Genomic DNA, 17,907 nt, shown 5'->3' on the forward strand with positions numbered 1-17,907 from the left:
CGCTGAATGATCAAGTTATCCAGAAATTTTTGGTTTGACTCATGAAAACGGCTGACCAATTGAGCGCAATCTATAGTGAATCAAGGCCGAATTGGTACCGATTTGAGTCTAAGTTAAGCAAGTTCCCATCTCACTCGGGTATAATCAAGGGTTTATTTATCCAACCTAAAAGAAGCCCACATGGAAGCCGAACGCCTCAATAGTATTGCCAACCTGCTCATCGACTTAACCAGTCGTGAAGCCGAACTTCGGAGGTATCTTTGACTTCGATGTCAAGTCAGAGAAACTCGAACAAGTTAACGGTGAATTAGAAGATCCTAAAGTTTGGGAAGAACCTAAACGTGCACAAGAACTTGGCAAAGAAAAAAAATCCTTAGAAGCCATCGTTCACACACTCATTAAGATCGATGCCGATCTAAAAGACGCCAACGAAATTTTCGCGATGGCGCGCGAAGAAGACGACGAAGACACACTGGAAGCCATCGAAGCCGATGCCGCACACCTAAAAGAATTAGTCGAAGGCATGGAATTCCGCCGGATGTTTAATAATCCTATGGATGCGAATAACTGTTTTATCGATATTCAAGCTGGTGCTGGCGGCACTGAGGCACAAGATTGGGCATCGATGTTGTTGCGTCAATATTTGCGTTATTGCGAGCGCAAAGGTTTCAAAGTCGACATTCTCGAACAATCCGATGGTGAGGTTGCAGGCATTAAGACCGCAACATTGAAAGTCGAAGGCGAATATGCTTACGGCTTCCTACGCACAGAAACTGGCGTACATCGTTTAGTGCGCAAATCGCCGTTTGATTCCGCCAACGGACGTCATACGTCGTTCTCCAGTTTATTTGTCTATCCAGAAGTAGATGAATCGTTTGAAATCGACATCAACCCTGCTGATGTGCGCGTCGATACTTACCGCGCTTCGGGCGCTGGTGGTCAGCATATTAATAAAACCGATTCTGCGGTACGTTTAACACACGCCCCTTCCGGTATCGTGGTGCAATGTCAAAACGATCGCAGTCAACATCGTAACCGTGCTGAAGCATGGGAAATGTTGAAAGCGAAATTGTTTGAGCTGGAATTACGCAAGCGTATGAGTGAAAAACAAAATCTGGAAGACACCAAGACCGATGTCGGCTGGGGACATCAAATTCGCTCCTATGTTTTGGATCAATCTCGCATCAAAGATTTACGCACCAATTACGAGATGGGTAATACCAAAGCAGTATTGGATGGCGACTTAGATGGATTTATTGCAGCGTCGCTCAAACAAGGCGTGTAGTTAGTCTACGCAACCAAACGACACAAATTCAATTTCAATTTTAGAGAACAATCATGTCCGACCAACAAAATACAGCAGCAGAGTTGCCACAAGACGAAAATTCGATCATCGCTGAACGTCGCGCCAAGCTCGATGCGATCCGTGCGAAAGGTGTAGCCTTCCCAAATGATTTCCGTCCGCAACATAAGGCTGCTGATCTGCAAGCGCAGTACGGCGACATCAGTCGTGAAGACTTAGAAGTACAGAATGTAGAAGTCGTCGTTGCTGGTCGTATGATGCTCAAACGTGAAGCAGGCAAAAAAGCAGCCTTCGCGACTTTACAAGATGCTTCGGGCTTAAAAGCTGACGGTCGCATCCAGTTGTATGTGACAACGGATAAAACTGGCGAAGCGGAAATGGAAGCCTTCCGTCATTATGACTTAGGCGACATTTTGGGGATTGAAGGCGTATTATTCAAAACCAAGACTGACGAACTGACCGTCAAAGTGACGAAGTTGCGTTTGCTGACCAAATCGCTACGCCCTCTTCCAGATAAGTTCCACGGCTTGTCGAATCAAGAAACCAAGTACCGCCAGCGTTATGTTGACTTGATCATGAGCGAAGAAACACGTCGCACATTCAAAGCCCGTACTGCAGCGATGAATTCCATCCGTAGCTTCATGAATAGCCATGATTTTATGGAAGTAGAAACGCCGATGTTGCACGTGATACCAGGTGGCGCAGCAGCAAAACCATTCATCACGCATCACAATGCGCTGGACATGGAAATGTATCTGCGTATCGCGCCAGAATTGTATTTGAAACGCTTAGTTGTGGGTGGCTTTGATCGCGTGTTTGAAGTCAATCGTAATTTCCGTAACGAAGGCGTTTCACCACGCCACAATCCAGAATTCACGATGATGGAATTTTATGCGGCTTACGTGGATTACAAATGGTTGATGGATTTCACCGAAGAAGTGATCCGCAAAGCTGCTGTCGATGCACACGGCACTGCAGTATTGACTTACCAAGGTAAAGAGCTAGATTTATCCAAACCTTTCCAACGCTTGACCATCGTCGGTGCCATCAATAAATACGCGCCACACTACACAGCAGAGCAATTGAGTGACGCAGAATTTATCAAAGCAGAATTGAAGAAATTTGGCGTTAAACCGTTCGCGACTGCAGGTCTGGGTGCATTGCAGTTAGCTTTGTTTGAAGAGACGGCAGAAGCGCAGTTGTGGGAGCCGACTTACATTATCGACTACCCGGCTGAAGTATCACCTTTGGCACGTGCTTCTGACACGGTTGCGGGAATTACAGAACGCTTTGAGTTATTCATGACAGGCCGTGAAATCGCGAATGGTTTCTCAGAGTTGAATGATTCCGAAGACCAAGCAGCTCGCTTCCAAGCGCAAGTGGCCGCTAAAGATGCAGGCGATGAAGAAGCGATGTATTACGATGCCGATTACATTCGTGCGTTGGAATACGGTTTGCCACCGACTGGTGGTTGCGGTATTGGGATTGATCGTTTGATGATGTTGATTACGGATTCACCTAACATTCGGGATGTGATTTTGTTTCCGCATTTGCGTCGTGAGGAATAAGTTTTAAAATTTTTAACGCGCGTCCTATTAAAGTGCAACGAGAAGGAGGAGATATTTTTTTCTCCTCTTTTTTATTTTTTGCGTTGATTTACGTTTGCAGGTCGGGTGTGGTCCGACAGCCAATTACCTTTTTTGCTTCGTCAAAAAAGGTAATCCAAAAAAAGCGACCGTAGACTCGCCCTGTGGGTGCTTACGCTACGCTTCAGCAAAATTTGTGCATCCCAAAAAATGGGAAAGTGTTGAAACTCGCCTGCGGCTCAAACAACAACTCTTTCTTATCCATTTTCTGTGAAGCACAAATTACATCGTCTCAAACGGGGGAAGGTCGAAAACAACCCCAACATCAAAACAATCGTGATCAACTGTCGCCTTTCTTTGCTTCCTTTCTTTGGCGAAGCAAAGAAAGGAAGTGGCTGTCGAGCCACCCCCGACCTGTAACCGTAAAGCAAATACAAAAAATCTTACAAACAGAAACATGAAGAAATTCCATGAATCAAAACAAAAGAGGCAAGTTACGCCATCGCGAACTCACCTCTTAAAGCTAAAACTCAACAATAACAAAAATCAACCAATCTCCTGCGCCAACCCCAAACCACTCAAAAACGCATTCTCAACTCGTCCACCGCCCTCCAAACCAGCAGCAAACCAATCCCCACAAACTCCAATCTTCGCCTTCGCGTCCCACAAAAACGCCTCTGCCAAAGGCGCATCAGCCTGAGCATAACGCCAGCGATGTGTCACTGCATGGATCGCCTGGATTGGAGAGCCAGTGGCTTCGTGAAACGCTTTGGATAACTTCTCTTTAGCACGTTCATGATCATCTTCCAAATGCTCGACACTCCATGCTGATGTCGCATGACAAACCCAACGTTCACCGGCACGATGATCAGGTTTAGACGTATCACGTGCAATCCAACCCAGCCGTGAATTCGCAACCCATGCACCGTCATAATCTAGGTTTAGTGGATGTTGAAATCCCAGCATCAATACCCAACACGGTTTTAAATGCACAGCGGCCACTGCTTTACTAAAACTCGCGTGCTCTTTCAATAAGGCTGAAGCTTGTTCCGGCGGAATCGCCATGATCACAACATCAAAAGGACCGGCAGAAGCGGCGACCGGAATTTCGTCTGTTTTGACGGACAATATCCACTGATCACCATGAGCTTCTAATGCGACGACCTGTTGTTCCAAACGCACATCGACACCATGTGCCAACTGTTTGCCTAAGGAACTCATTCCCGGCACTGGTACATAGCGTTGTGTGCTCTCCACTGCGGCGCTGGTCTTACCATGATCGAGGTTGACTAACTTACTATCCCATGGCACTACCCATTCTAATTTACGCCAATCGCCGACTTCTTTTTTGAATCGATCTGAGCTCGCTGTAAAATATTGCGCGCCATGATCAAAGCCACCGAGTTCGGTTTGTCGTGTACTCATACGTCCGCTAACTCCACGACTTTTTTCATACACAGTGACATGATGCCCCTGTGACTGACATTGACGGGCTGCGGTTAATCCAGCTAAACCTGCACCGATGATGGCTACCTGCATACTCTTCTCCTTATTTTTATCGAATCTTAATCAAACTTTCATCCAACACAAAAATCACCTAACAGGAATTACACTTCAACAAATTCAAGAAACGACAGACAAAAAAAAACCCACAATTCACATCGTGGGTTTCGCACTATTTATGACTGCTCTTTTTCATCTTCAACTGGCCAGTCGCGGATGTAAGCTTTCAACATCTTATTCTCAAAACTTTGCGCTTCTAATACGGCGCGTGCAACGTCATAAAAAGAAATAACGCCCATCAAGGTCTTTGCATCCATCACAGGCAAATAACGTGAATGTTTTTCTAGCATCATGCGACGCACTTCATTTACTTCTGTCTCAGGAGTGACCGTCATCGGATGGTCATCCATATATTTACGAACGGTGCCTTCACCTAATGCACCGCCATTTTTATGCACGGCGCGAATCACTTCGCGAAAAGTCAACATTCCCACCAAATCGCCAAACTCCATGACGATTAAGGATCCTATGTCTTTTTCTTCCATGAAGCTGACTGCATCCTTCATTGGTGTATCAGGCGTAATCGTGAAAAGGATATTTCCCTTTACCTGCAGAATCTCTGAAACCTTCATCTTATTCCTCCGATCTGATCTACCCAATCTACCCTAAAAGCTTAGCTATCACCCAACTGTAGGAATTTCCCATACAGTCTTTGCTTTCTTTCATCTAATGTATCGCAAGCATCCGGAAAAATCTAGTGATTAAGAACAAGTATTCTTGATTTACTGCAAGATCTCGCGGGATCTGTGGTTTGCTAAAATGAATACTACGTCAAGTCTTTTCAAAAACAAGGCAAGTGCGTAGGATGTCGGCATCCAATTAGGGAGAATACCAATTTATGAGCGGTCCAAAATACCCAGGCTTTGACACTTTGTCATTGCATGCCGGCGCCGTAGCCGATCCAGCTACCGGTGCACGAGCTACCCCGATTTATTTCACCTCTTCTTTTGAATTCAAAGATTCCGATCATGCCGCGTCCCTTTTTAATATGGAACGCGCGGGCCATGTTTATAGCCGCATTACCAATCCTACCAACGCCGTGTTGGAAGAACGTATGGCGGCTCTGGAAGGTGGCGTTGCTGGCATCGCTGTCGCGAGTGGGCAAGCTGCACTGCATCTTGGCTTATCAACGATAGCAGGAGCCGGCTCACACATCGTCGCATCACGCGCGCTGTATGGCGGCTCGCATAATTTGCTAGCCTACACTATGAAACGCTTCGGGATCGAAACGACATTTGTAGACCCACGTGACCTTGATGCCTGGCGCAATGCGATACGACCGAATACAAAAGTGTTTTTCGGTGAAACCTTAGGTAACCCTGGCCTCGATGTATTCAATATTCCTGCCATCGCAGAAATCGCCCATGACAATCATTTGCCTTTGATGCTTGATTCTACCTTTACTACACCTTACTTGTTACGTCCGTTTGAACACGGTGCAGATCTCGTGTATCACTCGGCAACCAAGTTCTTGTGTGGCCACGGCACGGCGATCGGCGGCGTTTTAATTGATGGAGGCACATTTGACTGGCAAGCCGCCTATGAAAAGACTGGCCGTTTCGCTGAACTCTGCGAACCTTATGAAGGTTTTCACGGCATGGTATTTAGCGAAGAGTCCACGGTTGGTGCGTTCTCACTACGCGCCCGTCGCGAAGGTTTGCGCGACTTCGGTGCTTGCATGAGTCCCCACAATGCGTTCGCGATCTTGCAAGGAATAGAGACCTTAGGACTGCGCATGGATAGACATGTCGCGAATGCGCGTAAGCTTGTTGAATTCTTGTCCTCACACGCCGCGGTGGAATCCATCGCATTTCCAGAACTGTCATCGCATCCCGATTACGAGCTGTCAAAGACATTACTTCCAAAAGGTTGCGGTGCTGTCTTTTCCTTCAACATTAGAGGTGATCGCGCTGCAGGCCAACGCTTTGTTGAATCATTGAAAGTCTTTTCACACCTCGCCAATGTGGGCGATGCCAAGTCCTTAGTCATTCATCCCGCTTCCACGACCCACTTCCGCGTCCCTGCCGAACAGTTGGTGGCATCAGGCATCGGTGAAGGAACAATACGTCTTTCAGTTGGTTTAGAGAGCGTCGATGATTTGATCGAAGACTTAGCACGTGGTTTGAAAATGGCACAGAAAGGCAAATAAGATGTACCTGACGATACAGAATAAAGAAGTCTACGCGTACACTGGCGGCAAAGCCTTTAATCCTAATCTACCAACTGTCATTCTGGTGCATGGCGCACAGAACGATCACTCGGTTTGGGCAATGCAATCACGCTATTTAGCGCATCATGGCTTTAGTGTGTTAGCGCTCGATCTACCCGGTCACGGTCGTAGTGCTGCTCCGGCGTTAAGTAGCATAGAAAAACTGGCGAGTTGGTTGTTGGAGTTAATCGAACTCAGTGGCGTGCAACAAGCGTATGTGGCAGGTCACAGCATGGGTTCATTGATCGCATTAGAAGCAGCAAGCATGGCACCAGAGCGCATACAAAAACTGGCATTGCTGGGCACAGCATTCCCAATGAAAGTGTCAGATGCCTTATTGTTTTCAGCACAGCACGATGAGCAATCAGCAATTGATATGGTGAATATTTTTTCTCATAGCAGCATGGCGCATAAGCCGTCTTCTCCAGGACCCGGCTTCTCAGTGATGAATGGCAGCATGCGTTTGATGCAAAGAATTTCCGCCATCAATCCAGAGCAGGTTTTTTTTAATGACTTCACTGCTTGCAATACCTATTTGAACGGCGAAGAAGCGGCGAAAAAAGTGCATTGCCCGACGCTTTTTGTGTTGGCACGCCAAGACATGATGACGCCTGTCAAAGCAAGCTCCTTGCTATCCAATGCGATCAATAACAAAAAGATCCACATCATTGAAAACTGTGGACACTCGATGATGAGTGAACAGGCCGATGCAGTGTTAGATGTTTTGGTTGGATTTATGAAGGATTAAAAGCGTATTGCTACATGTCACAAATGAGCTCTAACATTCGTTCCCGCTTAGGCGGGAACGATAAGCTAAACAATCCAACACCATTAAAGCTTTACAGATGATCGCTGCAATCCCGACAAACTGTCCAATATCTTCGTAATTGTTTCTTGCACCATATTCTCAATACGTGGATCGACACTATCGGTATTCAACACACTAGAAGTATTCTTCAATTGCTGAATTGCTGCAAGCTGCAATAGATGTAAATTCAAGGCCTCAACATTTAAGCGCAAATCGACATCAAGCTCTTTTAACTGTCGATGCAGTTGCATTTCAAGTTCTTGCTCCATTTGCACACGCGCGCGCGCTGATTGACCATCGTCTGCCAACCACACCGCTTGCTCACCTTTCGCTTGCATACTCGCCTGCAAACGACTAGTTGCAATTTGCTCTTGTTGGATTAATAGTTGCGCTTTGATCTGCTCTTGGGTTGCTGTTTCTAAACTATTGAATTGCAGGTCAACGTCGGTAGTCGACGTAAACTTCACCAAAATCGCCACCATTTCAATGGCAAAAAACCAGGTCAACCACCAAATCAATTGAAAACGACGATTGGCATCATTGCGCACTAAATCAGCCACTGCTGCAAAATCTGCCGCAAAACCCGATTGCGCAGCGAGCTGGATTCTTTTCTCTTGCGAATCGCTCAAAGCAGTTTCTTTTTGCTTTGCTTCACCAATATATATTTGAACCTGTTTCTGTTCATTAAGCAGTACTTTCTTATCAGCGTTTTTCTGTTGTTTCCACTCTAGTAACTTAGTCATCACGACGCTATCAGCAATTTGACACGGCGCTTTTGCCGCATTCAACTTTTGATTCAATGCATCAATCCTTGCATCCAATAAGGCGTCTGGTGAGTTAATATTTTTTTGCACTAGCAAAGGACGCAGTTGACGTTGCAAGGCGATATCTATTTTAGAAAAAACTTGCCAACACACTTTGGCTCTTTGTCGATAGGCCGCTAGATCAGGAGGGTCGCTGGCGAGTAATAAATCGACTTGTTTAATTGCACCTTCCACTCGTGTCGCGTCATTGCGCAAAGCGGGCAAGCCGACAGCCAATTGTGCCGACTGCACATTATCAATCAAACGTGTGCGTGCCATCTCGCCCACTTTGACATCAATCTCTGCACGATTACTCTCCACAAAGAAGGGATACACCATAGTCGAAGCCGATAACAGGGCTAAGAGTCCACGCCAGCTTAAGCCAAATAACTTCTTCCACCATGCGGCATCGGCACGAATACTAATTAGCATTTGCCGTTCTAAACACCATTGAAATACCGCCCAGATAAGTCCCGCAATCACAGCACCCCAACTGGAAATTGTGTTCATGGTCGCCAGCATATGTCCCATGCCATAGCCAGAGAAAATCGCGAAGAAAATTACTAGCGAGCCGATGCCATAGTACTTATGTCGGCCTCGAATGAAACGATATGCGCCCCTCTGATCGCGCTCCTCCAATACTTCTACTGGTACTGCAGCGGATAAGGCTAGAAAACTTAAGGCGGCACGCCGCCACTGCCTGTTGCCAGTAGCAGTGGCAGCGGCAGGATTTACTGAAGCATGCATGATGACCTCACATATTGCGGAACAAAACCATGAAAGGCTGGCTGACTGTTAAAGTCTCAGGTCGCGTTTTTAGCTTAACGATGCCCTTGCCCGTATCGTCGCGCGCAATCGAGGCGATTGCTTTCAGATTGACGATGGTGGAACGATGAATTTGCTTAAAAATATTCGTATCGAGTAATTCAAGTAATTCACGGATGGGTTTGCGTAAGAGAGATTCACCCTCGGCAGTCATGACGACCGTGTATTTATTATCTGCTTTGAAGTAAGCCACGTCATCGACCATGATCAATTTAGTTTCGACACCTGAACTAGCGGTGAGCCATACTAAGGGATCACTTTTTTGGGCGCCCTGAAACGTTGCTTGCATATTTTTACCACTGCCAAGATTTAATTGTTGCAGCAAACTTGCAACTGCGTTTATATCTTTGATCGCGCGACTTCGTAATCTTTGCACAGTTGCGGACAGGCGATCGTAAGTGACCGGCTTCAGCAAATAGTCAACCGCCCCTTTGTCGAAAGCATCTATCGCATATTGATCGTACGCCGTCACAAAGACGATCTGCGTATGCGGGCTACTTTCTCCCATTGCTTCCGCGATTTCTATCCCGGTTAACCCCGGCATACGAATATCCAAAAAAGCTACATCAGGTTGATTTTCGATGATCGCTTCCAGCGCACTTGCGCCATCGTCACAAGCAGCAACGATTTCTAAATTAGGCCAGGCTTTATTTAGTTGCTCAAGCAGGGCTTCGCGCAACAGACTTTCGTCTTCGGCTACGACACATTTAGGCATCTCATTCTCCTTGCAGAAAACTTGTTGGCACAGTGATTGTCGCCGCTACGCCACTAGGAAAGTTCGCCACGATATGGAAGTTGGCGTTATTACCGTAAGCCAGACGCAAACGTTCACGAACATTTCTTAAACCTATTCCCGTCCCCGCACCTTCTGCGCTAAACCCACGGCCATCATCAGCAATCGTCACTGCGACATTATTTTCATGTGCACGTGCCAAAATCCAAATTGTGCCGCCACCTGTTTTTGGCTCCAAGCCATGCTTAATCGCATTCTCAACTAAAGTTTGCATCATCATTGTTGGGAATAAGACAGGTTTCAGATAATCTGGAACTTCAATCTGTAAATTGAGGCGTGAACCCATGCGAATTTTCATGATGTCGAGATAGGCTTTGGCGCGTTCCAGCTCAGCACCGATTGTCGATGGTGCGTCTTCTGTCTTAGGCAAAGAGTGGCGCAAATAAGTGATCAAATTTCCCAGCATAATATCGGCACTTGCTGGATCTGAGCGTGTCAATAATTGGGCACTCGCCAGTGTGTTGTAGAGAAAGTGCGGTTCAACTTGAGCATGCAATAAATTCAATTTGGCGACGGTAAGTTCCTTCTCAGTCACCGTTTGCTGCGCACTCGCTTTTTCTTGCTTGCGGCTATCTGCGATACGACGTGAAATGGCGCGCCCCAAGGCCTCTGCATTTTCAAGATTCGTGCCATTGTCGACCAAAAACCAATCAGTCCAGGCAGCACGATCAGGTTCACAAATCATAGTAACACTGCAAATATCCGTACCTGGCGAGACTGTTGCTAAAATTTGATTGTTGCCACTCTCCAACCAACCAAACAGCCTAGATTCACTCAAGAAATCGCTGTGATATGGATGAATACGTTTAATCTTGGCACGCAGTTGCAAACTATCAGCAGCGCTCTCTACACGCTCCACGCCCGGCAATTCTTTAATTGCTGCCTCGATCAAAGCAAACGCGGCGTTCGCATCTAATGGGATCTCAATCTGGCGTCGTTGACGATTCGATAGAGTGCTCGCATTGACATCCATCGTGATCAGTCGCACGCGGCGGATATGCGAAAACGCACCTATCATCGCAAATAGACCGGCACCGATAGGCAGTAATTCGATACCACGAATATGATTAACCCGGAACAGTAACTCCATCAGAGACATCAAAACAAAGAAAACCGCGAAGCCCCAACCGAAAGTGATGCGCGCAATAAAGAAAAGACTGGTTAACATTTTATTCTCCGTGGATTAGATGTTGCTCAGCATAAGCAAGCATCCAATGAATTTCGCGTATTATCCGATGAAAGACAAAAAATAGAGACAAAACCTATGATTCGTGGCGTAAAAAAAGCGCGCTTAAATGCAGAAGACATTCCGTTTGTCAGACCATATTTCATACAGTCAAACTATGGCATGATGCCAGTTGTTTTTAACGCAATTTAATTATTTTCTTACCCCTCATGAATTCACGCCGTCATTTTCTGCAGCAAACTTCCCTTGTAACCGGTTTTACATTGCTGTCTCAAGTAGGGCTTGTCAACGCCAAAACGACACCGGGCATGCGATTAATACTTCTGGGCACCGCTGGCGGTCCAACCCCTAAGAAAAGTCGTGCCGCACCTGCGCAAATGATACTCATCAATGGAGAAGCTTATATTATTGACTGCGGTAATGGTGTAGCCCAACAAATTGTCAAAGCGGGGGTTAAGTTATCCGCAATACGCCACGTCTTCTTAAGCCACCATCATTCCGATCACAATGCCGATTATGGCAATTTGATGTTGCTGGCATGGGCGGCAGATCTGAATCATCGCATCGATACTTATGGACCGACACCCATCAAACGCATGACGCAGCAATTTTTAGCGTTGAATGAATTTGATATTAAAACTCGAATACAGGACGAAGGTCGTCAACCGCTCAAGTCCTTGATTTACCCGCATGAAATCAAGAGCGGTGGTCTTGTTATGCAAAATAAACAGGTGAAAGTCACTGCTGCACAGGTAGTTCATCCCCCTGTTACGCCTTCATTTGCGTACCGGTTTGAGCATCAAGAAAAATCTATCGTGATTTCTGGTGATACGAGCTATTCAGATAATTTGGTGCGATTAGCACAGGGCGCTGACGTGTTGGTACATGAAATTATGCACACACCATCGTTAGACCAATTGCTCGCGACTGAACCCAATGCGACGCGATTAAAAGAACATTTGCTTGCCAGCCATAGCACCGCAGAACAAGTAGGGCGAATCGCAACTGAAGCGCAGGTGAAAAAGTTAGTGCTATCGCACTTTGTGCCGGGCGGCGACCCTTATCTGGACGATAGTGTATGGTTGGATGCAGTTCGCCCCTATTTCGACGGCGAAATTATTGTGGGGAGTGATTTGATGGAGATACAGATTTAATCACTCACTGACTCGCCTGAGGCAAAGCAATCGTCCGCAATTGAAAGCGCCCATCCGAATTAAACAACCAAGTTTCAACTATATCGATCTTACCTTGCTTTAAGAGTAGCAATGGTGGCATAGGAAATGGCTGTGCGCTAACTAAACTGGATAAGGCGGTGGTTTCAGTTTCTTTATCTTTGTTACTACGCACGATAGTTTTACTGAGTAAATTGCCTTGCGCGTTGAGAGCAAATCTTAACACTATCACCGAACGTAACAAGGCTTGCGGATTGCCAACATAGATTTTCTTAGTATTCACACGCGATAGATGTGTGGCTAATTCAAGCTGATAGGCAACCAAAGTTTTGGCATTCGATTTAACAATCACTTGCGGATCAGGCTTACTAGGAATCGTCTCTGGCATTTTTGCTTTTTCGACCGAAGCTTCAGACTTCAAGGGATCGGTCTTCGGAGCGCCACAAGCTGTCAATAAGAAGCTAAGAGTGAACAGAAATCGGCGCAGATTAACATTCATCGCAATTCGCAAATTAATTGCGTTCCTTTATTCTTGCCTGCATTAGTTTTTGCAATATGGCAGCAATATCACGTCGTTCCGATTCCACCGCGAAATCGTAGGCTGTCCAGCCCAGCATATTTTTTAAAGAAATATCCGCACCTTCCTCAATCAGAAAATTCACTACTTTCATTTCACCACGGCGTGCTGCCAGCATGATTGGCGTAGTCTTATTCGGCGTCTCTGCGTCTATATAGGCATAGTGCGCTATCAGCAATTGAACGATTTCAAGATGACCGACGACCGCGGCATAATGCAAGGCTGTCCATCCTTCTTGGTTGACCTGCGCGCCGGCATCAATTAGGCGCTGTACTGTATTTTTTTGTTCAAGATAGGATGCCAACATGATCGCGGTGTCGCCATTCTTGGCGCGCTGATCAAGTTGAATTTTGGGATGCTGTAACAAATACTCAAAAACCCGTTGTGAGTTTTCTCGTATGCTGATCATCAATAAAGTTTCGCCACGATCTGTTTCTGCGAGATTGACGTCGCCTTGTTGTTCCGCATATTTTTTGATGGTATTGAAATCATCAAATTGGGCAGCACGAATAATTTGCTCTGCGACAGAAAACGACGACTGTGTCCACGCTGCGGACGTGAAGAACAGCAAAGAAATCCACACAGTAAATCGGCTAAGTTGGCTAAAGTAGCACATGGATTTTTCTTGCATCTCAATTGACATGTGCGAATTTAAAAAGATCGAAAAAGTTTTGCGTCGTTTGTTCTTGCACCTGCTTTAGAGGCAATTCCTTTAAGTCGGCCAAAAACTCACCAACGTGCTTCACGAATCCAGGCTCATTCATTTTGCCTCGATGTGGTGTAGGCGCGAGATAAGGAGAATCGGTTTCTATCAATATACGTTCTATTGGGAGTGCTTTCGCCACCGCCTGCAAATCCTTTGCGCTCTTGAAGGTCAAAATACCAGAGAAAGAAATATAAAATCCCATCTCCACCGCGGCTTGTGCGACTTCTAAAGACTCAGTGAAACAATGCATGACGCCTGCGACGCCGGCCTGATCGGTGCCAGCGCCCTCTTCCCGCATAATCCGTATCGTATCTTCGGACGCCGCACGCGTATGAATGATCAGGGGTTTGCGACTCAAACGCGACGCTCGAATATGCTGGCGAAAACGCTCACGCTGCCATTCCAGATCACCCTTCAAGCGGAAATAATCTAGCCCCGTTTCACCAATCGCAATAATCTTAGGATGCTGCGACAACTCGACTAAGCGCTCAGCGCTAGGATCTTCTGTATCTTCATAATCAGGATGCACGCCAACCGAAGCATAAATGTGTGGATATTGTTCCGCCAACGCCAAGACTTGAGGAAAATCTGGCAAATCGACCGAAACGCACAAAGCATGCGTCACACCATTATCTTCCATGCGCTGCAACAGTTCTGGCATACGTGCTGCCAATTCTGGAAAATTAATGTGACAGTGAGAATCGATATACATAATGAACATTTCCGGCTGATCTTGAACGCTGATCATTCATCGCGTTCAATCGTGTAAAAATCGCTTAGCGATTTTGAATAAGATTGAGTACAGCTTGCGCTGAAATCCCAGCGGTGTCACGCAACAAATCGTGATGCATATCCGTAAAGCGTTGTTTTAAACGGTTTTGCAAAGCCACGTCATTGAGTTGCTGCCACAATGCGTCAGCCAAATTTTGTGGTGTCGCTGCAGATTGTAAAAATTCTGGCACCAAAAAATCCTCGGCCAAGATGTTCGGTAAACCTATCCAAGGCTGATAACCCATGTGTTTCAACACATGCCATGACGCCGCCATCATTTTGTAGGCGATGACCATCGGTTTTTTAAATAGCGCTACTTCCAACGAGGCTGTTCCCGAGGCTACCAAAACAACATCTGCAGCAGCAATGGCAGTATGGGACTTGCCTTCCATGAGCAGAATCGGGACTTCATCCAATTGCGCAGCCAAGACTAATTCCGAATAATATGCGCGTTGTTTGGCACCGACCATGGGTACCAAGAACTGCAAATGTGGATCGCGTTGTAAAAGCAATTTAGCCGTCGCAATGAACGCAGTCGTATTGTATTTAATCTCCGACATACGGCTACCTGGCAGGATAGTCACCACTCGCGCATCCGCTTCAAGTCCGAGTTCTTCACGCGCGGCTTCAACATCCGGCTCCATGGGAATTACTTGAGCCAATGGATGACCAACGTAGGTTGCAGGGATACCTGCTTTGCGATAAATTTCTTCTTCAAACGGGAAAATCACCAGCATGTGCGAAACTGCTTCAGCGATCTTCTTGATTCTTCCACCACGCCAAGCCCAAATCGACGGACTGATGTAATGCATGGTCGGGATACCTGCACGCTTTAACTGAACTTCCAGATCCAAATTAAAATCAGGCGCGTCAACGCCGATAAACACGTCCGGCTTTTCATCCAATAATTGCGCCATTAATTGCTTGCGGATGCCCGAGATCTCACGATAGTGCATTAAGACCTCAAACAGACCACGAACGGAGAGCTTCTCCATAGGAAAATCGCTCTGAAATCCGTATTCCGCCATATGTTTGCCACCTATCCCATGCATCAAGGAATCAGGTAATTGGGGACGCAATCCCGATAACAATCGAGCGGCTAGCATATCGCCAGAGGTTTCTCCGGCGACCATTGAGATGATGGGACGAGTCACAATAATGAATTCACAGTGATTAACGCGTTTATCGCAGGTGTCGCAGTTAGCGCACGATGCCGCGCGTTGAGGTATCGAGAAATTGACGGAATGCAGAAATGTGTTCCGCGATTTCTACCGTTTGCGTAGCAATTTCCTTATCCAACTCGGTTTTGGCTTCTTCTAAAGTCAAACCAGATTTGTACAATGTCTTATATGCTTGGCGAATTGCGGAAATTTGTTCACGACTGAATCCGCGACGTTTCAAACCCTCAATATTGATACCATGTGCGGCTGCCGGATTGCCATTCAAAATAACAAACGGTGGTACATCTTGCGTCAAGCTAGTGCTCATACCAACCATCGCATGTGCGCCAATTTTGCAGAATTGATGCACGTTTGAGAAGCCGCCCAAAATCACCCAATCGCCGATGTGCACATGACCCGCCAATGCCGCATTATTTGCGAAAATCGTACGATTACCGACGTGGCAATCATGGGCAATATGCACATAAGCCATAATCCAGTTATCGCTACCGACGCGTGTCACGCCACCATCTTGCACGGTACCCAGATTGAAAGTGCAAAATTCACGGACCACATTGCGGTCACCGATTTCTAATAGGGTCGGTTCGCCCGCGTATTTTTTGTCTTGAGGTGCAGCGCCTATCGATGAAAATTGGAAAAACTGATTGTCTTTACCGATCGTCGTATGGCCTTCAATCACCACATGTGGGCCTATCTTGGTACCAGCATCGATACGCACATTCGGTCCAATAATTGAATAGGCACCGACTTCCACGCTGGAGTCGAGTTGTGCTTTTGAGTCAACGATTGCGGTGGAATGAATTGCCATGATTATGCTCCTGCGGCAGTTTCACTAGCTGTTTCTGCTGTTGCAGTTACTACTTTTGCGTCGTCAGTACTACGCAAAGTACACATCAATTCGGCTTCTACTGCCAATTGTCCATCGACTGTTGCTACAGCCTTATACTTCCAAATCCCACGTGCCACGCGTAAAATTTCCACATCCATTTTTAATTGATCGCCAGGACCTACTGGACGCTTAAAGCGAACATTGTCGATACCGACAAAATACACGATGGTATTTTCATCCGGTTTTTTGCCCATCGTCAGAAACGACAAAATCGCTGCAGTCTGCGCCATCGCTTCGACCATCAACACACCAGGCATCACTGGCTTATTTGGAAAGTGCCCATTGAAGAACTCTTCATTCGCTGTGACGTTTTTTATTGCTGTAATTGTTTTACCACTTTCCCAAGTCAACACGCGATCAACCAGCAACATCGGATAGCGATGTGGCAGATACTGTTTAATCTGATTGATGTCCAAGGTTTTGTCGATATTTTCCATACTATTCTTCTGAGTTAGAGGTATTTAAATTCTGCGTTGATGAGGTAGAAGTCTGTGCTTTGACAATCTTCTCTAGTTGTTTTAGCTTGTCGCGCATACTATCAAGATTGCGCACAATCACCGCGGTTTTCTCCCAATCGGCATTCTTCGCCAAGGGATAAAAACCAGTGTATTGACCCGGTTCATGGATCGAACGGGATACCATACTGCCAGAGGAAATATGCACATTATCCGCGATAGTCAGATGACCCAAGACCATGGCAGCACCGCCAAAGGTACAGTTCTTTCCGATCTTGGCACTTCCCGCCACACCAACGCAACCCGCCATGGCCGTGTTTTCACCAATGTGACAGTTGTGACCGATTTGAATTTGATTATCGAGCTTGACACCGTTTTCGATAATGGTGTCAGCCAAAGCGCCGCGGTCTATGCTTGTATTCGCACCGATCTCGACATCATCTCCGATGAGCACGCGACCAGTTTGCGGAATTTTGATCCATTTACCTTTTTCATTGGCAAAACCAAAACCATCAGCACCAATCACCGCACCGGAATGAATGATGCAACGCTGACCGATAATGCAGTCATTATAAATACTGACATTCGCATTGATTTGACTGCCATCGCCAATCGCGACGCCACGCCCCACCGACACACCCGCAGCGATCACAACGCGCTCTCCGATCACCACGCCAGCTTCGATTGACACATGTGCTGCAATACTCGCCGTAGCGGCCACTTCAGCTTGCGGACTAACCCAGGCCGAGGGATGGATCCACTGCAAAGGAGCGATGGAATTTAAATCAAAAAAATGCTGCGCGGCCTTGGCAAAATACACGTAAGGATTGCTCGCGATGATACGAGCACCTTGGTAGGTATCACCGATGTGCTGATGATCTTGTTCCGACAAAATCAAAGCGACCGCTTGCGTTTTTTCCGCTTGCGATCTGAATTTGGAATTAGAAAGGAAGGTGATATGACGATCGCTCGCATCACTTAATGGGGCAATGCCGACGACCTGAATATCAGGATTACCAATTAACTGACCACCGAAGCGATCGACTAACTCCCCTAGTCGAATGCTTTTATTTGTCATTT

General features: G+C 46.4%; 17 protein-coding genes. 5 read left to right on the forward strand and 12 right to left on the reverse strand.

Features of this window, described 5'->3' with window-relative positions; all coding sequences use genetic code 11:
* The first annotated feature begins 180 nt into the window (after positions 1-180).
* Both prfB and lysS read left to right on the forward strand, forming a co-directional pair.
* Positions 181-1,285, forward strand: a protein-coding gene (gene prfB / locus ACO0KW_RS06015) for a peptide chain release factor 2 (protein ID WP_423051592.1) whose coding sequence is annotated in 2 segments (ribosomal slippage) — positions 181-261 and positions 263-1,285 — 1,104 coding nt in all. Because the reading frame shifts where the segments join, the coding sequence is not laid out codon by codon here.
* Between the two features lie 53 nt (positions 1,286-1,338).
* On the forward strand, positions 1,339-2,871 hold the full coding sequence (lysS, locus tag ACO0KW_RS06020; protein ID WP_423051594.1) for a lysine--tRNA ligase: 1,533 nt from the start codon (positions 1,339-1,341) through the stop codon (positions 2,869-2,871).
* A 564-nt stretch (positions 2,872-3,435) separates the two neighbouring features.
* On the opposite strand, the gene ACO0KW_RS06025 is transcribed toward lysS, so the two are convergent.
* Together ACO0KW_RS06025 and ACO0KW_RS06030 are read right to left on the reverse strand one after the other, a co-directional pair.
* Positions 3,436-4,428, reverse strand: a complete 993-nt coding sequence (locus tag ACO0KW_RS06025; protein WP_423051596.1) for an NAD(P)/FAD-dependent oxidoreductase — start codon at positions 4,426-4,428, stop codon at positions 3,436-3,438.
* Positions 4,429-4,568: 140 nt separating this feature from the next.
* Complete coding sequence (locus ACO0KW_RS06030; RefSeq protein ID WP_423051598.1) at positions 4,569-5,024, reverse strand: CBS domain-containing protein; 456 nt, start codon at positions 5,022-5,024, stop codon at positions 4,569-4,571.
* 266 nt (positions 5,025-5,290) lie between these two features.
* Between ACO0KW_RS06030 and ACO0KW_RS06035 the strand changes: the two genes are divergently transcribed.
* Both ACO0KW_RS06035 and ACO0KW_RS06040 read left to right on the forward strand, forming a co-directional pair.
* Positions 5,291-6,601: an O-acetylhomoserine aminocarboxypropyltransferase gene (locus tag ACO0KW_RS06035; protein WP_423051600.1), complete on the forward strand. Its 1,311-nt coding sequence runs from the start codon at positions 5,291-5,293 to the stop codon at positions 6,599-6,601.
* Position 6,602: 1 nt separating this feature from the next.
* A complete protein-coding gene (locus ACO0KW_RS06040) occupies positions 6,603-7,409 on the forward strand; it encodes an alpha/beta fold hydrolase (protein WP_423051602.1) in 807 nt (268 codons plus the stop codon).
* Positions 7,410-7,492: 83 nt separating this feature from the next.
* Here the strand turns inward: ACO0KW_RS06040 and ACO0KW_RS06045 are convergent, their stop codons facing one another.
* Genes ACO0KW_RS06045 through ACO0KW_RS06055 form a run of 3 tightly spaced genes read right to left on the reverse strand, consistent with a single transcriptional unit; the run spans position 7,493 to position 11,058 of the window.
* Positions 7,493-9,019, reverse strand: a complete 1,527-nt coding sequence (locus tag ACO0KW_RS06045) for a DUF4407 domain-containing protein (protein WP_423051604.1) — start codon at positions 9,017-9,019, stop codon at positions 7,493-7,495.
* Positions 9,020-9,026: 7 nt separating this feature from the next.
* A complete protein-coding gene (locus ACO0KW_RS06050; RefSeq protein WP_423051606.1) occupies positions 9,027-9,812 on the reverse strand; it encodes a LytR/AlgR family response regulator transcription factor in 786 nt (261 codons plus the stop codon).
* Between the two features lies 1 nt (position 9,813).
* On the reverse strand, positions 9,814-11,058 hold the full coding sequence (locus tag ACO0KW_RS06055) for a sensor histidine kinase (protein ID WP_423051608.1): 1,245 nt from the start codon (positions 11,056-11,058) through the stop codon (positions 9,814-9,816).
* A gap of 227 nt (positions 11,059-11,285) precedes the next feature.
* On the opposite strand from ACO0KW_RS06055, the gene ACO0KW_RS06060 reads away from it, so the two are divergent.
* On the forward strand, positions 11,286-12,230 hold the full coding sequence (locus ACO0KW_RS06060; protein ID WP_423051610.1) for an MBL fold metallo-hydrolase: 945 nt from the start codon (positions 11,286-11,288) through the stop codon (positions 12,228-12,230).
* Between the two features lie 4 nt (positions 12,231-12,234).
* Here ACO0KW_RS06060 and ACO0KW_RS06065 read toward each other — a convergent pair whose 3' ends face one another.
* The 7 genes from ACO0KW_RS06065 to lpxD form a co-directional block, all read right to left on the reverse strand.
* Entirely contained in the window at positions 12,235-12,747 is a 513-nt protein-coding gene (locus ACO0KW_RS06065) for a hypothetical protein (protein ID WP_423051612.1), read from the reverse strand.
* 13 nt (positions 12,748-12,760) lie between these two features.
* Positions 12,761-13,441: an ankyrin repeat domain-containing protein gene (locus ACO0KW_RS06070; protein ID WP_423051614.1), complete on the reverse strand. Its 681-nt coding sequence runs from the start codon at positions 13,439-13,441 to the stop codon at positions 12,761-12,763.
* A gap of 16 nt (positions 13,442-13,457) precedes the next feature.
* Positions 13,458-14,243 carry a TatD family hydrolase gene (locus tag ACO0KW_RS06075; RefSeq protein ID WP_423051616.1) on the reverse strand — a complete coding sequence of 262 codons (786 nt, stop codon included), beginning with the start codon at positions 14,241-14,243 and terminating at the stop codon, positions 13,458-13,460.
* Positions 14,244-14,307: 64 nt separating this feature from the next.
* Positions 14,308-15,456 carry a lipid-A-disaccharide synthase gene (lpxB, locus tag ACO0KW_RS06080; protein ID WP_423051619.1) on the reverse strand — a complete coding sequence of 383 codons (1,149 nt, stop codon included), beginning with the start codon at positions 15,454-15,456 and terminating at the stop codon, positions 14,308-14,310.
* 46 nt (positions 15,457-15,502) lie between these two features.
* Positions 15,503-16,294, reverse strand: coding sequence for an acyl-ACP--UDP-N-acetylglucosamine O-acyltransferase (lpxA, locus tag ACO0KW_RS06085; RefSeq protein WP_423051997.1), 792 nt, complete (start codon positions 16,292-16,294; stop codon positions 15,503-15,505).
* Positions 16,294-16,809, reverse strand: a complete 516-nt coding sequence (fabZ, locus tag ACO0KW_RS06090; RefSeq protein ID WP_423051621.1) for a 3-hydroxyacyl-ACP dehydratase FabZ — start codon at positions 16,807-16,809, stop codon at positions 16,294-16,296. Before fabZ ends, lpxA begins: the two co-directional genes overlap by 1 nt.
* 1 nt (position 16,810) lies before the next feature.
* A complete protein-coding gene (gene lpxD, locus ACO0KW_RS06095; RefSeq protein WP_423051623.1) occupies positions 16,811-17,905 on the reverse strand; it encodes a UDP-3-O-(3-hydroxymyristoyl)glucosamine N-acyltransferase in 1,095 nt (364 codons plus the stop codon).
* Positions 17,906-17,907 lie beyond the last annotated feature (2 nt).

It is taken from the genome of Undibacterium sp. Ji22W (genome assembly GCF_049340305.1).
Taxonomy (GTDB): Bacteria; Pseudomonadota; Gammaproteobacteria; order Burkholderiales; family Burkholderiaceae_D; genus Undibacterium.

Coding starts and splice junctions, on each gene's coding strand:
- lysS (WP_423051594.1), top strand. CDS start 1,339: ATGTCCGACCAACAAAATACAGCAGCAGAGTTGCCACAAGACGAAAAT.
- ACO0KW_RS06025 (WP_423051596.1), bottom strand. CDS start 4,428: ATGCAGGTAGCCATCATCGGTGCAGGTTTAGCTGGATTAACCGCAGCC.
- ACO0KW_RS06030 (WP_423051598.1), bottom strand. CDS start 5,024: ATGAAGGTTTCAGAGATTCTGCAGGTAAAGGGAAATATCCTTTTCACG.
- ACO0KW_RS06035 (WP_423051600.1), top strand. CDS start 5,291: ATGAGCGGTCCAAAATACCCAGGCTTTGACACTTTGTCATTGCATGCC.
- ACO0KW_RS06040 (WP_423051602.1), top strand. CDS start 6,603: ATGTACCTGACGATACAGAATAAAGAAGTCTACGCGTACACTGGCGGC.
- ACO0KW_RS06045 (WP_423051604.1), bottom strand. CDS start 9,019: ATGCATGCTTCAGTAAATCCTGCCGCTGCCACTGCTACTGGCAACAGG.
- ACO0KW_RS06050 (WP_423051606.1), bottom strand. CDS start 9,812: ATGCCTAAATGTGTCGTAGCCGAAGACGAAAGTCTGTTGCGCGAAGCC.
- ACO0KW_RS06055 (WP_423051608.1), bottom strand. CDS start 11,058: ATGTTAACCAGTCTTTTCTTTATTGCGCGCATCACTTTCGGTTGGGGC.
- ACO0KW_RS06060 (WP_423051610.1), top strand. CDS start 11,286: ATGAATTCACGCCGTCATTTTCTGCAGCAAACTTCCCTTGTAACCGGT.
- ACO0KW_RS06065 (WP_423051612.1), bottom strand. CDS start 12,747: ATGAATGTTAATCTGCGCCGATTTCTGTTCACTCTTAGCTTCTTATTG.
- ACO0KW_RS06070 (WP_423051614.1), bottom strand. CDS start 13,441: ATGTGCTACTTTAGCCAACTTAGCCGATTTACTGTGTGGATTTCTTTG.
- ACO0KW_RS06075 (WP_423051616.1), bottom strand. CDS start 14,243: ATGTATATCGATTCTCACTGTCACATTAATTTTCCAGAATTGGCAGCA.
- fabZ (WP_423051621.1), bottom strand. CDS start 16,809: ATGGAAAATATCGACAAAACCTTGGACATCAATCAGATTAAACAGTAT.
- lpxD (WP_423051623.1), bottom strand. CDS start 17,905: ATGACAAATAAAAGCATTCGACTAGGGGAGTTAGTCGATCGCTTCGGT.